General features: G+C 61.8%; 11 protein-coding genes. 1 reads left to right on the top strand and 10 read right to left on the bottom strand.

Annotated features, from left to right (window positions below; translation table 11 throughout):
* Positions 1–43: 43 nt before the first annotated feature.
* The 4 genes from acnB to LOL23_RS09540 form a co-directional block, all read right to left on the bottom strand.
* Complete coding sequence (gene acnB, locus LOL23_RS09555) at positions 44–2,629, bottom strand: bifunctional aconitate hydratase 2/2-methylisocitrate dehydratase (protein ID WP_160979770.1); 2,586 nt, start codon at positions 2,627–2,629, stop codon at positions 44–46.
* Between the two features lie 229 nt (positions 2,630–2,858).
* Positions 2,859–3,137 (bottom strand): GNAT family N-acetyltransferase, encoded by a 279-nt coding sequence (locus LOL23_RS09550; protein ID WP_160979772.1) that lies wholly within the window; start codon positions 3,135–3,137, stop codon positions 2,859–2,861.
* 58 nt (positions 3,138–3,195) lie between these two features.
* Complete coding sequence (locus LOL23_RS09545; protein ID WP_160979774.1) at positions 3,196–3,594, bottom strand: hypothetical protein; 399 nt, start codon at positions 3,592–3,594, stop codon at positions 3,196–3,198.
* 57 nt (positions 3,595–3,651) lie between these two features.
* A complete protein-coding gene (locus LOL23_RS09540; RefSeq protein WP_160979776.1) occupies positions 3,652–3,834 on the bottom strand; it encodes a 4-oxalocrotonate tautomerase in 183 nt (60 codons plus the stop codon).
* Between the two features lie 308 nt (positions 3,835–4,142).
* Between LOL23_RS09540 and LOL23_RS09535 the strand changes: the two genes are divergently transcribed.
* Positions 4,143–5,132 (top strand): Bug family tripartite tricarboxylate transporter substrate binding protein, encoded by a 990-nt coding sequence (locus LOL23_RS09535; RefSeq protein ID WP_160979778.1) that lies wholly within the window; start codon positions 4,143–4,145, stop codon positions 5,130–5,132.
* A gap of 226 nt (positions 5,133–5,358) precedes the next feature.
* On the opposite strand, the gene LOL23_RS09530 is transcribed toward LOL23_RS09535, so the two are convergent.
* The 6 genes from LOL23_RS09530 to prpB all read right to left on the bottom strand — a co-directional run bounded on the left by LOL23_RS09530 (position 5,359) and on the right by prpB (position 14,952).
* Positions 5,359–6,813, bottom strand: coding sequence for a sulfatase family protein (locus LOL23_RS09530; protein ID WP_160980021.1), 1,455 nt, complete (start codon positions 6,811–6,813; stop codon positions 5,359–5,361).
* Positions 6,814–7,075: 262 nt separating this feature from the next.
* Positions 7,076–8,527 (bottom strand): bifunctional 2-methylcitrate dehydratase/aconitate hydratase, encoded by a 1,452-nt coding sequence (locus tag LOL23_RS09525; protein WP_160979780.1) that lies wholly within the window; start codon positions 8,525–8,527, stop codon positions 7,076–7,078.
* Positions 8,528–8,691: 164 nt separating this feature from the next.
* The gene (prpF, locus tag LOL23_RS09520) at positions 8,692–9,882 is read right to left on the bottom strand and encodes a 2-methylaconitate cis-trans isomerase PrpF (protein WP_160979782.1); all 1,191 of its coding nucleotides are present in this window, start codon (positions 9,880–9,882) and stop codon (positions 8,692–8,694) included.
* 17 nt (positions 9,883–9,899) lie between these two features.
* The gene (gene acnD, locus LOL23_RS09515) at positions 9,900–12,518 is read right to left on the bottom strand and encodes a Fe/S-dependent 2-methylisocitrate dehydratase AcnD (RefSeq protein WP_237173518.1); all 2,619 of its coding nucleotides are present in this window, start codon (positions 12,516–12,518) and stop codon (positions 9,900–9,902) included.
* Between the two features lie 109 nt (positions 12,519–12,627).
* Positions 12,628–13,860, bottom strand: coding sequence for a bifunctional 2-methylcitrate synthase/citrate synthase (gene prpC, locus LOL23_RS09510; protein WP_160979786.1), 1,233 nt, complete (start codon positions 13,858–13,860; stop codon positions 12,628–12,630).
* Positions 13,861–14,043: 183 nt separating this feature from the next.
* Entirely contained in the window at positions 14,044–14,952 is a 909-nt protein-coding gene (gene prpB / locus LOL23_RS09505) for a methylisocitrate lyase (RefSeq protein WP_237173517.1), read from the bottom strand.
* Positions 14,953–15,025 lie beyond the last annotated feature (73 nt).

The raw sequence follows: 15,025 nt of genomic DNA, 5'->3' as shown, positions 1-15,025 counted from the left end.
GAAGGGCCGGCACAGACCTCGCGGACCGGGCCGGATCACCGCGTCAGATGCCTACCGTGTCGGCAATCTCGCGGAACTCTTCGATCTGGTCGAAGTTCATGTAGCGATAGATCTGGCTGCTGTTCTCTGCCAGTACGCCCATGTCGGCCATGTATTCCTCGCGCGTGGGGATGCGGCCCAGGCGCGAGCACACTGCGGCCAGCTCCGCCGAACCCAGAAAGACGTTGGAATTCTTGCCCAGGCGGTTCGGGAAGTTGCGCGTGCTGGTGGACATGACTGTGGCGCCTTCTCGCACCTGGGCCTGGTTGCCCATGCACAGCGAGCAGCCCGGCATTTCCATGCGCGCGCCAGCGGTGCCCAACGTGTTGTAATGGCCTTCTTCGGTGAGTTGGTGCTGGTCCATCTTGGTGGGCGGCGCCACCCACAGCTTGGTAGGGATGTCGCGCTTGCCTTCGAGCAGCTTGGACGCCGCGCGGAAGTGGCCGATGTTGGTCATGCAGCTGCCGATGAAGACTTCATCGATCTTGGTGCCGGCGACGTCGGACAGCGTCTTGACGTCGTCGGGATCGTTCGGGCAGGCCACGATGGGCTCGGCGATGTCGGCCAGGTTGATTTCGATCACGGCGGCGTATTCGGCGTCGGCGTCGGGTTCGAGCAGTTGCGGGTCGGCCAGCCAGGCCTCCATGGCTTTGATGCGGCGGCCCAGCGAGCGCTCGTCCTCATAGCCGTTGGCGATCATCCACTTGAGCAGCGTGATGTTGCTGGTGATGTACTCGATGATGGGCGCTTTGTTCAGGCGCACCGTGCAGCCAGCGGCGGAGCGTTCGGCCGAGGCATCGGAAAGTTCGAAGGCCTGTTCGATCTTGAGGTCGGGCAGACCTTCGATTTCGAGGATACGGCCCGAGAAGATGTTCTTCTTGCCCTGCTTTTCGACTGTCAGCAAACCCTGTTTGATGGCATACAGCGGGATGGCATTGACCAGGTCGCGCAGCGTGACGCCAGGCTGAAGTTCACCCTTGAAGCGCACCAGCACCGATTCGGGCATGTCGAGTGGCATGACGCCAGTGGCGGCGGCAAAGGCGACCAGGCCTGAGCCGGCGGGGAAGCTGATGCCGATGGGGAAGCGGGTGTGCGAGTCGCCGCCGGTACCGACGGTATCGGGCAGCAGCATGCGATTGAGCCACGAGTGGATGATGCCGTCGCCGGGGCGCAGGGCGATGCCGCCGCGCGTGCTGATGAAGTTGGGCAGCTCGTGGTGCGTTTTGACGTCTACGGGCTTGGGATAGGCGGCGGTGTGGCAGAACGATTGCATGACCAGGTCGGCCGAGAAGCCCAGGCAGGCCAGGTCTTTCAGCTCGTCGCGCGTCATGGGGCCGGTGGTGTCCTGGCTGCCGACAGACGTCATGCGAGGTTCGCAGTAGGTGCCGGGGCGCACTCCCTTGCCTTCGGGCAGGCCGCATGCACGACCGACCATCTTCTGGGCCAGCGTATAACCCTTGCCGGTGTCTGCCGGGTCGTGTGGAAGGCGGAACAGCGTGGAGGGGGGCAGGCCCAGGGCCTCACGCGCCTTGGCGGTGAGGCCGCGGCCAATGATCAGCGGAATACGGCCGCCCGCGCGGGCTTCGTCGAGCAGCACGTCGGATTTGAGCGAAAACTCGGCGATTACCTTGCCGTCTTTCAGGGCTTTGCCTTCATAGGGCCGCAGCTCGATGACGTCGCCCATGTTCATCTGGGATACGTCGAGTTCGATGGGCAGGGCGCCAGCATCTTCCATGGTGTTGTAGAAGATGGGGGCGATCTTGCTGCCCAGGCACACACCGCCGAAGCGTTTATTGGGCACGTAGGGGATGTCTTCGCCCGTGTGCCAGAGCACCGAGTTGGTGGCGGACTTGCGCGAGGAGCCCGTGCCGACCACGTCACCGACGTAGGCGACCAGATTGCCCTTTGCTTTCAGGCTCTGCAGGAACTTGATGGGGCCGATCTTGCCGGGCTCATCGGGCTCGATGCCGGGGCGCGGGTTTTTGAGCATGGCCAGCGCGTGGAGCGGGATATCGGGCCGGCTCCAAGCGTCGGGTGCGGGGGAGAGGTCGTCTGTGTTGGTTTCGCCCGTGACCTTGAAGACGGTGAGCGTCAGGCTTTGCGGTACTTCGGGACGGCTGGTGAACCACTCGGCGTCCGCCCAGCTTTGCAGCACTTCTTGGGCGTACTTGTTGCCCTTTTCGGCCTTTTCGCGGATGTCGTGGAAAGCGTCGAAAATCAGCAGGGTTTTCTTCAGGCCTTCTGCGGCGACGGGTGCCAGCTGGGCATTATCGAGCAAGTCGATCAGGGGGCTGATGTTGTAGCCGCCCAGCATGGTGCCCAGTAGCTCAGTGGCGTGGCGGGCGTCGATGAGACCACAGGTTTCCTTGCCCAGTGCGATGGCGGCCAGATAAGAGGCCTTGACCTTGGCTGCGTCATCGACGCCGGCCGGCACGCGATGCGTGAACAACTCGAGCAGGAATGCATCTTCGCCAGCGGGCGGCGCCTTGAGCAGTTCGATGAGGTCGGCGGTTTGCTGCGCGGTAAGCGGCAGGGGAGGAATACCGGACGCGGCGCGCTCGGCTACGTGTTGGCGATAGGATTCCAGCATGATGTGCCTTTATCGGTAATGAGGATCGGCGCAGGCGCCGGATCCAGGAACCACGAGACTGTGGAAATGCGGTTGATTTATATCGTTATTGTAGAAGCAAAGCACGGGCGCAGGCAAACGTCTTATATCTTATATAAGACTTGCGCGGGCGAGTGTTGCATTCCAGCGAAGGGACGGCGCCGGTTTGGCTGCGTACCAGGGAAGGCATTGCGTGCGGGCGACCCCTTGGTCAGCCCGCCAGGAGATTTTGGTAGTCGGGGTGGCGGCGGATCCAGGCGGCAGCGTAGCTGCACAGCGGCCGAACCACCCAGCCTTGGGCGCGCGCGGTGTCAAGCGCGACCCGGGTGAGATCGCTGGCGATGCCGCGGCCACCCACGGGCGCTGGCACGCCAGTGTGTGTGATGGTCATCACCGCGTCCTGGAGATGGTAATCCAGCACGCACAGAATGCCGTCTTCGGTGTATTCGAAGCGATTGGCATCTGGGTTGTGTTTGATAGACCGGCTCATGGCCTGCTCCTTGTTGCGTTGCAAGGTGCCCGGAATCATGTGCCGGGCGCTGGTTGGGTTAGAGCGTGCCCGCGAGCAGCAAGAGTATCCACAGGGCCACCATGGCAATGATGCCGACGAAACAGCCGCCCCAGAGGCCGAGCAACGGCCATTTGATGCGGGTGGGGATTTTTTCGGGCTGGACGTGCGCCAGCAGACGATTGGCATTGCCGATGATCCAGAAGCGGCTTTTGGGGAAAGTGAGCCGCAGGAAATAGTCGAGCAGGATCGCCAGTCGGATAGGGAAGGGATAGCGATCCCAGGCCTGGTGGTTGAGGTAGGGATGCTGCATGGCCTGGTTGATGAGGCGCAGGCGGAACATCGCCAGGAAAATACCCGACACCAGACAGGTGAACACGCAGGCTACCAGAAGGGTGAAAGCAAAGGGCAGTGCGTAATGAACGAATGTAATCAGCATAGCCGTGTATTTTGCCACAAGCGTTGCCGCGGGCCATTGCGGCCCGCCCAATGATACTTAGTCGGAGGCCAGCTTGCCGCCGCTGGCCCAGTCTTCCCGCTTGACATGCTGAAAGATAACGTCGACCGCTTCCGGCTTGCAGCCCAGGGTGCGGCAAGCGGCTTCGGTGACCGCAGTGACGAATTCGCGTTTCTGCTCAAGCGTGCGGCCTTCGAAAAGCTGGACGTTGATGGTAGGCATCGTGGGAAATCCTCCTTGTGGGTTATAGGCAAAATGGCTTGTTCATGGGCAAGGCATCCCGTCGACTTCGATCGACAGCAGGCAAGCATACCGCACCATGCCGATTCGAGGCGTAGCGGGGCGCGTTCAGGCTATTCACTTGTTCGTTGCGCGGCTGTCGTTCCATAAAAATATTCATGATTCAATAGTTTTCCCGTTAACTATAGTCCTGTATAGTTCAAAATAAACCAGGATCAACAATCAACGATCAAGAAGAGACTAAAGACATCAAGTATCACGAACGATCGTTCAACAACGAGGAGACATGCATGAGGGTATTGAAACGTCGGATGCTGATGGCCGCGACGCTGGGCGCCCTGGCCACCTGTGGCATGGGGGTGGCGCAGGCACAGGAAGCGTGGCCTGCACGGGCAGTGCGGCTGGTTGTGCCGTATCCGGCTGGTGGTGGGACGGACTTCGCCGCCCGTCTGATTGCAGAGCGTTTGTCGGCCAGCCTGGGTCGAGAGGTGATTGTGGAAAACAAGACAGGCGCGTCGGGTTCGATTGGTGCGCAGGCAGTGGCGCAGAGCACGCCCGATGGGTACACCGTTCTGTTCGCTTCGCCGGCCGAGGTGCTGGTCAGCCGTATTGCGGGCCAGAAAACGTCTTACGATCCGGACAAGGATCTGGAGCCGGTCACTCTCGCGGGAGAGCTGCCGCTGGCGATTGTGGTCAACCCGGCCAGCGGCATCGATAGTGTCGAGGCGCTACTGGCGGCATCGAAGAAGCAAGGCGCCGCGCTATCGTATGGAACGCCCGGAACCGGCAGCAGTATGCAGTTTGCGGGAGAACAGCTTAATCTGGCCAGCGGCGGGAAAATACTCCATGTTCCATACCGCGGCGCGGCGCCCGCCGTCGCAGATCTCCTGGGCAACCAGATTCCGGCCGCTGTGGTGGGCCTCCAGCCTGTTTTGGCGGCGCACCGGGCGGGCAAGCTGAAGGTCATCGCCGTGACAGGTGAGAAGCGCACTGCTGTTCTGCCGGATGTGCCCGCCGTGGCGGAGTTGTCGGGGTTTGCGGGCTATCGCTTCACCAACTGGTTCGGGGTTTATGTGCCGCACGGTACGCCCAGGCCCGTGATCGACAAGCTGGCGGATGCCTTTCACGCGGCGCTGAGCACACCCGAACTGCGCAAGAAGCTGGAAGAGCAAGGGATTGAACCCATCGGGAACTCGACTGTGCAATTCCGGCAGTTTCTGGCCGCCGAGAAAGCACGCTATACGAAGGTTCAGAAAGAGAGTGGGATAACGGTCAACTAGATCTGCGCCGTACGCATTGCGGCGCCGCGGATGCCAGCTTGGCGTTCGCGGCACTGGTGCTTGGCGTTCGCATCGGTAGTCGCTGCAGGGCTCGTTAGCCGTCATCATATCTGACAGCACCATCGGCGACGGCGACCGCCAAGGCACCCGGGTGCGGTGCCCTGCCTATTCGCTGAAATATATTGACCGCACCGGGCGCATGCGCCCGGTGCGGGTTCACGGCACGTCAGTCGAAGACGATGGCGGCCCCGGGAGCGGGGCTGAAGCCAAGGTCGCCGCGTTCAATCACCGCTTCACGGCCGCCGTTCTGGGCGAGCAGTTCGGTCTGGCGTTCACGAATGCGTTGGTTGACCTCGTCCGGATCGCAGATCGCCAGCAGGCATTGATGGCATTCATGGAGAGTGCTCAGGTGGGCGGGATCCAGCGCTAGATCGTGGATCTCTTCGGGGTCGGCCTCCAAATCGAACAGCTGGGCTGGATAGTCGACGTAGTAAATATACTTGTAGCGGCCATGGCGAATCATGAATGCGCCTGTGGCCGAGCCCATGCCATGATACTCAGCGACGACGTTGCGGTCGGGCAGGGCGCCGTTGGCGATGTCGAACAGAGACACGCCCGGGTAGCCGCGCGTCAGCGCGGGATCGCGCACGCCAGTGGTCTGCAGAATGAACGGGAAAGCGTCGACGTGGCTGACGGGGGTATCGACCACCACGCCTTTGGGTATATCAGGCCCGGCGATGATCAGGGGTACGCCGGCCGCCTCTTCGAACAGCGTGGATTTGCCCCACATTCCGCGCGTCCCGAGGTTGTCGCCATGATCGCTGGTGTACATGATGTCGGTGTTGGCATCAAGCCCCGTTTCGCGCAGGGCATTCATTACCAGGCCGATATTGTGATCCAGGAATGAGCAAAGGCCGTAGTAGCCCGCCAGAGCCCGTTTGAGCTTTTCTTCGTCGAAATAATCGTCGTAATTGAAACTGCCCCGGTAATCGCGCTGATAGGGATGTTGCGGGCGCTCTTCCTTTCTATACAGCTTGGGCAGTGGTACTTTGCCGTAATACTGATAGTAGAACTCGGGCGGCGCAGTGAGCGGGAAGTGCGGGGCGACGAACGATACGAATAGTACCCACGGCTTGTCGCTGTGCTTGTGCGCTTCTTCGTGCAGCCAGACTTGGGCGCGCGCCGCGATCTCACGATCATAGAAGGTGTACTGGCTTTCGCCCGGGCCGGCCAGATTGGCCATTTTGTAGGCACCCTTGCGCACGGGCAGATCGGAGCGTACCAAGCCCATCAGATCGCCCTTGCCTTCGATGATATGCATGGGGATGATTTCTTCGGAAAAACCGTGGTCCACGCCCATGCCGACGAAGTGCAGCTTGCCGATAGAGACCACGCGGTGCCCACGCTCGCGTAGGATGTGGTGCCAGCTCGGCACCTTGCCGTCATAGGCGTCGGCGTTGTCGGCATAGCCAACCTGGTGGATGTACTTACCCGTCGCGAACGATGCGCGGGCGGGAATGCAGACCGGGCTGGTGCAATATGCAGCGCTGAAACGTGTTCCCGAAGCGGCCAGGGCGTCCAGATTGGGCGTTTTGACCAGGGTGTTGCCGTAGCTGCCCAGGACTTTGGGATTGTGCTCATCCGACATGAACACGATGAGATTTTTGCCTTGTTTCACGATGTCGTCCTCTTTCCGTGCAGGTGTATTTTCATTTATGAACTATATAGTACTATAGTACATAAGCGTTTCCGATTTTTCCAGAGGAATTTTCAGACTGCCTCCACGATTGTTGTGGATTTGTCGTTATCGGGAGCGAAAGGGGAGGGGTACGCAAGAGGGGCAACCAGTGCAACGGACCCGACGAACAAAAAAACCGGGCGCGGGGGATAACCCCCGCGCCCGGTTGGCGTGCTCGCGCCGATCCCGGCGTGGTGCGACGATATCAGATGACGAACATGTCTACATATTCGTGCACAGGCATTGCTTCGAGTTTCTTCTGATCCAGCGACACATCGAGAATGCGCTGCTGCTGCTTGGTCGGAAAATGACGCGCCAGGTTCGTACGGAATTTTTCCTCAAGCAGCGGGATGCCTTCGGCGCGGCGGCGCTTGTGGCCGATCGGGTATTCACGCACCAACTCGTCGAGCTTGCTGCCATCGTTGAACTCGACCGTCAGTGCGTTGGCGATGGAGCGTTTTTCGGGGTCGTGGTAGTCCGCGGTAAAGGCTGGGTCTTCCACGCATTCCATCTTGGCGCGCAGCGCGTCGATGCGCGGATCGGCAGCCACGGCGTCTTCGTAGTCGGACGCAGTCAGGCGCCCGAAAATAATGGGCACCGCCACCATGTACTGTACGCAGTGGTCGCGGTCGGCGGGGTTGTTGAGCGGGCCCTTTTTGTCGATGATGCGGATGCAGGCTTCGTGGGTGCGGATGGTGATCTTGCGGATGTCGGCGTCGGTCTTGCCCGATGCCTTGAGCGTTTCATGGATCTGCATGGCCAACTCCACCGCCGTTTGCGAGTGAAATTCGGCCGGGTAAGAGATCTTGAACAGCACATTCTCCATCACGTAGCTGCCGTAGGGGCGCTGGAATTTGAAGGACTGGCCGCGGAACAGGGCGTCATAGAAGCCCCAGGTCTTGGCGGTGAGCACGGATGGATAACCCATTTCGCCGGTACGCGCGATCAGGGCCAGGCGCACGGCGCGGCTGGTGGCGTCGCCCGCCGCCCAGCTCTTGCGGCTGCCGGTGTTGGGGGCGTGGCGGTAGGTGCGCAGGCTTTGGCCGTCCACCCATGCCAGCGACACGGCGTTGATAATTTCCTCGCGGTTCAGGCCGAGCATCTGCGACACGACTGCGGTGGACGCCACCTTGACCAAGACGACGTGATCCAGCCCCACTTTGTTGAACGCGTTCTCCAGCGCAATGCAGCCCTGGATTTCGTGCGCCTTGATCATGCCGGTGAGCACGTCGCGCATGGTGAGCGGCGCCTTGCCGGCCGCGACAGCTGTGCGCGACAGCCAATCGGCCATGGCCAGGATGCCGCCCAGATTATCCGAGGGATGACCCCATTCGGCGGCCAGCCAGGTGTCATTGAAATCGAGCCAGCGGATCATAACGCCGATATTGAACGCTGCCTGCACCGGGTCGAGCTGGAACTGCGTACCGGGCACCTTGGCGCCGTTGGGGACAATGGTGCCGGGCACGATGGGGCCGAGCAGCTTGGTGCAGGCAGGGTACGCCATGCCTTCGAAACCGCAGCCCAATGCGTCGATCATGGAGTGGCGGGCAGTTTCGTAGGCCAGGGTGCTGGTGATCTGGTAATCGAGCACGTAGTCGACGATATCGACCAGAACCTGATCGGGAGCGGGGCGGACGTTGGAAATAGGCGCAGACATAATAATTCCTGTGTTGCTGGATAGATAAAGACGAGGCATCGCCGCAGGCGTCTATGTCTGCGGCGATGCGAATATGGACATACTGCGAGCACTACAAATGCGCGGATACTGCGATTACTTCGGATGATTCAGGTAGTGCGCACCAGACGCAAGGCTTTGCTGTCCTAGAACGTGTCGCCGGGAACGCGGACCCAGCCTTCCATCAATATGCGCGCGCTGCGACTCATGATTGCTTTGCGCACCACCCACTGGCCATTTTCTTTTGCTGCCTGAGCGCCAACGCGCAAGGTGCCGGATGGATGACCGAAGCGCACCGCTTCGCGATCGCCGCCGCCGGCAGCCAGATTGACCAGCGTCCCGGGAACAGCTGCGGCGGTGCCGATGGCAACGGCGGCGGTGCCCATCATGGCGTGGTGCAGTTTGCCCATGGACAGTGCCCGCACCAATAAATCGATGTCGCCGGCGGCGATCTGTTTACCGCTGGAAGCGACATAATCAGCCGGTGGTGCGACAAATGCAACTTTGGGCGTGTGCTGGCGCTGCGCCGCCTCATCCAGGTGCTTGATCAGCCCCATGCGCAACGCGCCGTAGGCTCGCAGGGTTTCGAACCTGGCCAATGCGCCGGGATCGCCATTGATAGCCTCCTGCAGCTCCGTGCCGGTATAGCCGATGTCCGTCGCGTTCACAAATACAGTCGGAATGCCGGCGTTGATCAGCGTAGCCTTGATCTTGCCGATCCCGGGTACGTCGAGTTCATCCACGAGATTACCCGTGGGAAACATGGCACCGCCCCCGTCGCCATCATCGGCGGCAGGATCCATGAATTCAAGCTGAACTTCGGCTGCCGGGAACGTCACACCATCGAGTTCGAAATCACCTGTCTCCTGCACCTGTCCGTCTACAACGGGCACGTGCGCGACAATCGTCTTGCCGATGTTGGCCTGCCAGATGCGTACGGTAACCATACCGTCGCGCGGAATGCGTGCAGACTCGATGAAGCCATTGCTGATGGCATAAGGGCCCACCGCCGACGACAGGTTGCCACAGTTGCCGCTCCAGTCCACGAATGGTTTGTCGATGGATACCTGGCCGAAGAGATAGTCGACGTCGTGATCGGGCCGGCTGCTCTTGGCAATGATGACTGCCTTGCTGGTACTGGAGGTGGCCCCGCCCATGCCGTCGGTCTGCTTGCCGTAGGGATCAGGACTACCAATGACGCGCAGCAGCAGGGCGTCGCGCGCCTGGCCGGGTTTTTGCGCGGCCTCGGGCAGATCCTGCAGGCGGAAGAACACGCCTTTGCTGGTACCGCCGCGCAGATAGGTGGCGGGTATTTTGATTTGCGGTGGGTGTGCCATGGTTGCAGTGATGCCAATTAGCGTTGGGCGGCGGCCGATTTGCCGGCAGCCGCCGAGGATTCGAGAAAGTCTTGCGCAAAGCGCTGCAGCACGCCGCCGGCCTCGTAGATGGACACTTCCTCGGCCGTATCAAGGCGACAGGTGACGGGCACATCAATGCGCTCGCCGTTGCGGCGGTGGATGACCAGCGTCAGCTTGGCCCGTGGTGCGGGCGTGCCCTCGACATCATAGGTTTCTGTGCCGTCAATGCCCAGGGTCTTGCGGTTGGTGCCAGGCAGGAATTCCAGCGGCAGCACGCCCATGCCGACCAGATTGGTGCGGTGGATGCGTTCGAAACCCTCCGCGGCGATGGCTTCCACGCCAGCCAGGCGCACGCCCTTGGCGGCCCAGTCGCGCGAAGAGCCCTGGCCGTAGTCGGCCCCGGCCACAATGATCAGCGGCTGTTTGCGCTCCATATAAGTTTCGATGGCTTCCCACATGCGGGTCACCTTGCCCTCGGGCTCGACGCGGGCCAGCGAACCCTGCTTCACCTCGCCGTTCTCGCGCACCATCTCATTGAGCAGCTTGGGGTTCGCAAAGGTGGCGCGCTGCGCGGTGAGGTGGTCGCCCCGGTGTGTGGCGTAGGAGTTGAAGTCTTCCTCGGGCAGGCCCATCTTCGCCAGGTACTCGCCCGCCGCGCTGTTGGCGAGGATGGCATTGGACGGAGACAGGTGATCGGTGGTGATGTTGTCGCCCAGCACAGCCAGCGGCCGCATGCCTTTGAGCGTGCGCTCGCCCGCCAGTGCGCCTTCCCAGTAGGGCGGGCGGCGGATGTAGGTGCTCATCGGCCGCCATTCATAGAGCGGGCTGATTTGTTCATTGCTGCGCACGCCGGCGCCGAACATGGGTTCGTACACCTTGCGGAAGTAGTCGGGTTTGACGCTGGACGCGACGATGGCGTCGATTTCGGCGTCGGTGGGCCAGATATCTTTGAGCCTGACCGGCTTTCCTTCGCGGTCTGTGCCGAGCACGTCTTTCTCGATATCGAAGCGTATCGTGCCTGCGATGGCGTAAGCGACGACCAGCGGCGGCGAGGCCAGGAAGGCCTGCTTGGCATAGGGGTGAATGCGGCCATCGAAGTTGCGGTTGCCTGACAGAACCGCCGTGGCGTACAGGTCGCGCTCAATGACTTCTTTCTGGATCGCCGGATCGAGCGCGCCGCTCATGCCGTTGCACGTCGTACAGGCAAAGCCGACAATGCCAAAGCCCAATTGCTCCAGCTCGGGCAGCAAGCCCGCGTCTTCCAGATAAAGCTGTACCGCCTTGGAGCCGGGCGCGAGCGAGGTTTTCACCCAGGGCTTGCGTGTCAGGCCGCGTGCGTTGGCGTTGCGCGCCAGGAGCCCGGCGGCAATCACATTGCGAGGGTTGCTGGTGTTGGTGCAACTGGTGATGGCGGCAATGATCACCGCGCCGTCGGGCATCAGCCCTGGCTCGTTCTCGACCTTGCCGGCGATGCCACGCGCGGCCAGTTCAGAGGTTGGCACCCGGCGATGCGGGTTGGACGGGCCGGCAATGTTGCGCACAACGGTGGACAGGTCGAACTTCAGCACGCGCTCGTATTCGGCGCTGCGCAGGCTGTCGGCCCACAGGCCGGCCTGCTTGGCGTAGGTTTCCACCAGCCTGATCTGTTCATCGTCGCGGCCCGTCAGGCGCAGGTAGTCGATGGTCTGTTTGTCGATGTAGAACATCGCCGCCGTGGCGCCGTATTCGGGCGTCATGTTGGAAATGGTGGCGCGGTCGCCCAGCGTCAGGCTGGCGGCGCCCTCGCCGTAGAACTCCAGATAGGATGACACCACCTTTTGCTGCCGCAGGAATTCGGTCAGTGCCAGAACCAGGTCGGTGGCGGTGGTGCCCGCCGCCAGCCGGCCCGTCAGTTCGACCCCGATGATATCGGGCAGGCGCATCCACGACGCGCGGCCGAGCATCACGCTTTCCGCTTCCAGGCCGCCCACGCCGATGGCAATCACGCCCAGCGCATCCACATGCGGCGTGTGGCTGTCTGTGCCCACCAGCGTGTCAGGAAAGGCCACGCCGTCGCGGGCCTGGATGACCGGCGACATACGCTCCAGATTGATCTGGTGCATGATGCCATTGCCCGGCGGGATGACGTCGACGTTCTTGAACGCCTTTTTCGTCCAGTTGATGAAGTGGAAGCGGTCGTCGTTGCGGCGGTCTTCGATGGCGCGGTTCTTGGCAAAGGCATCTTTGTCGTAGCCCCCGTATTCCACTGCCAGCGAGTGGTCAACAATCAGTTGGGTGGGTACGACGGGGTTTACTTGCGAAGGGTCGCCGCCTTTGTCGGCAATTGCATCGCGCAAGCCAGCCAGGTCTACCAATGCTGTCTGGCCAAGAATGTCGTGGCACACCACGCGCGCCGGATACCACGGGAAATCCAGCTCTCGCTTGCGGTCGATAATCTGGCGCAGCGCATCCGTCAGTATGGCCGGATCGCAGCGGCGCACCAGGTTCTCGGCCAGCACGCGCGAGGTATAGGGCAGGGTGGCATAAGCGCCCGGCCGGATGGCATCGACCGCCTCGCGCGTGTCGAAGTAATCCAGCCCGGAGCCTGGCAGGGGTTTGCGGTATGCAGTGTTCATGGTGTGCGAAAAACAGAAATGGTCAGTGCGGGTGGCCGCCGGATGCGCGGGTGCCGGCGGCCTGCGCAAGGCGGCCGGCACGTGGCGCGCGGTGTGGAGTGCGCAGCGCTTATTTGCGCTGGCGCAGCGGCACGAACTTCTTGTCTTCGGGGCCGACGTAGTTTGCGGTGGGCCGGATGATTTTGTTGTCGACGCGCTGCTCGATGATATGCGCCGACCAGCCGGCCGTGCGTGCGATCACGAACAGCGGCGTGAACATGGCCGTGGGCACGCCCATCATGTGGTACGACACGGCGGAGAACCAGTCCAGGTTGGGGAACATTTTCTTGATGTCCCACATCACGGTTTCAAGGCGTTCCGCGATGTCGAACATCTTCATGCTGCTTTGTGTCTTGGAGAGCTTGCGGGCCACTTCCTTGATCACTTTGTTGCGCGGGTCGGAAACCGTGTAGACCGGATGGCCAAAGCCAATGACGACCTCTTTGTTTTCCACCCGGCGGCGAATGTCGGCCTCGGCTTCGTCGGGGGTTTCGTAGCGTTTCTGGACCTCGAAGGCGACCTCGTTGGCGCCGCCATGCTTAGGCCCGCGCAGTGCGCCGATGCCGCCAGCGATGGCGGAGTACATGTCGGAGCCTGTGCCTGCAATGACGCGGCTGGCGAAGGTGGACGCATTGAACTCGTGTTCGGCGTAGAGAATCAGCGACGTGTGCATGGCCCGCACCCACTCGTCACTGGGCTTTTCGCCGTGCAGCAGGTGCAGGAAGTGCCCGCCTATGCTGTCGTCGTCAGTCTGGACGTCAATGTAGCGGCCATTGTGGCTGAAGTGGTACCAGTACAGCAAGGCCGAACCCAGGCTGGCCATCAGGCGGTCGGCGATGTCGCGTGCATCGGGCAGGTTGTGATCGTCTTTCTCGGGCAGCACGCAGCCAAGCACGGACACCGCGGTGCGCATGACATCCATCGGGTGGCTGGCGGCAGGCAGCGCTTCAAGGGCTGACTGAAGCTGTGCCGGCAGGCCGCGCAGCTTGCGCAACTTGGCCTTGTAGGCTGCCAGCTCGCTCTTGGTGGGCAGCTTGCCGTGCACCAGCAGGTGAGCCACTTCTTCAAACTCGCAGGTGTCGGCGATGTCGAGAATGTCGTAGCCGCGGTAGTGCAGATCGTTGCCGCTGCGGCCTACCGTGCACAGCGCGGTATTGCCGGCGACCACGCCCGACAGTGCGACCGACTTCTTGGGCTTGGGCCCGGCCGCCGGAGCGGCGGCCGACTGGCTGGAGACTTGCTGTTCCGCAGCGGCCTGGGCCGCTTGCGTCGATTTTGCTGCTCTTGCTGCACGTGTTGCCATGTCTCAACTCCTGGGTTAACTAAGAATCCTGAAGCCCGCCCGGACGTCGTCTGGCGGGACGAAAAATGCGCTGGCCAAACATTTGAAGAATAGCCGAATAACGCGTGGGTGGGCGCGTCGGCGCTCCGGCGCGCGTACCTTGCCGTATCGGTAATGCCGGCGCTCATTCCGGCATGCGCCGACTTATTGGCCGCCCTTGTTCTGCTGGAACAGGGCATCCAGGCGTGATTCGAACGCGTGGTAGCCGATACGGTCGTACAGTTCGTCGCGCGTCTGCATCATGTCGAGCACGTTCTTTTGATGACCGTCGCGGCGGATGGCTTCGTATACGGTTTCGGCCGCCTTGTTCATGGCGCGGAAGGCAGATAACGGATAGAGAACGATATCCACGCCGACGCCCGCCAGTTCGTCGCGGGTAAACAGCGGCGTCTTGCCGAATTCGGTGATGTTGGCGAGGATGGGGACGTTCAATTCTTTCTTGAAACGCTCATAAGTGGCCAGGTCATACGAGGCTTCCGCAAAAATGCCGTCGGCGCCGGCTTCTACGCATGCGCGCGCACGGTCGAGTGCCTTGTCCACGCCTTCGACCGCGATGGCGTCTGTGCGGGCGATGATGAAGAAGCTGTCATCGGTGCGCGCATCGACGGCGGCCTTGATGCGATCCACCATCTCGCCGGCGGAAACGATTTCTTTGCCGGGTCGGTGGCCGCAGCGCTTGGCGCCGACCTGGTCTTCGATGTGGCAGGCGCCGGCCCCGAACTTGATCAGGCTTTTGATGGTGCGGGCGATGTTGAATGCCGAGGGGCCAAAGCCGGTATCGATGTCTACCATCAGTGGCAGGTCACAGACATCGGTGATGCGGCGAATGTCGGTAAGTACGTCATCCAGCGTGTTGATGCCAAGATCGGGCAGGCCCAGCGAGCCCGCGGCCACGCCGCCACCCGACAGGTAAATGGCGCGATAGCCGGCGCGTTTGGCCAGCAGCGCATGGTTGGCGTTGATGGCGCCGATCACCTGCAGGGGCTGTTCTTCACGGAGTGCCTGGCGAAATCGCGCGCCGGCTGTAGCGAGTGTCGAAGTGGATGTGGTCACGGTAAGGTCCTTGTCTTGCGGTGTGTTGTCGTGTGATGAGCGTCGTGTGTGCATACCGCGGCACTTTGCCCGC

Source organism: Paracandidimonas lactea (genome assembly GCF_021653995.1).
Lineage (GTDB): Bacteria > Pseudomonadota > Gammaproteobacteria > Burkholderiales > Burkholderiaceae_B > Allopusillimonas > Allopusillimonas lactea.
This window is presented reverse-complemented; position numbering and strand designations above follow the sequence as displayed.

What these genes read in the sequence shown, in the direction of transcription:
- acnB (WP_160979770.1), bottom strand. Translation starts at nt 2,629, where the DNA reads ATGCTGGAATCCTATCGCCAACACGTAGCCGAGCGCGCCGCGTCCGGT.
- LOL23_RS09550 (WP_160979772.1), bottom strand. Translation starts at nt 3,137, where the DNA reads ATGAGCCGGTCTATCAAACACAACCCAGATGCCAATCGCTTCGAATAC.
- LOL23_RS09545 (WP_160979774.1), bottom strand. Translation starts at nt 3,594, where the DNA reads ATGCTGATTACATTCGTTCATTACGCACTGCCCTTTGCTTTCACCCTT.
- LOL23_RS09540 (WP_160979776.1), bottom strand. Translation starts at nt 3,834, where the DNA reads ATGCCTACCATCAACGTCCAGCTTTTCGAAGGCCGCACGCTTGAGCAG.
- LOL23_RS09535 (WP_160979778.1), top strand. Translation starts at nt 4,143, where the DNA reads ATGAGGGTATTGAAACGTCGGATGCTGATGGCCGCGACGCTGGGCGCC.
- LOL23_RS09525 (WP_160979780.1), bottom strand. Translation starts at nt 8,527, where the DNA reads ATGTCTGCGCCTATTTCCAACGTCCGCCCCGCTCCCGATCAGGTTCTG.
- prpF (WP_160979782.1), bottom strand. Translation starts at nt 9,882, where the DNA reads ATGGCACACCCACCGCAAATCAAAATACCCGCCACCTATCTGCGCGGC.
- acnD (WP_237173518.1), bottom strand. Translation starts at nt 12,518, where the DNA reads ATGAACACTGCATACCGCAAACCCCTGCCAGGCTCCGGGCTGGATTAC.
- prpC (WP_160979786.1), bottom strand. Translation starts at nt 13,860, where the DNA reads ATGGCAACACGTGCAGCAAGAGCAGCAAAATCGACGCAAGCGGCCCAG.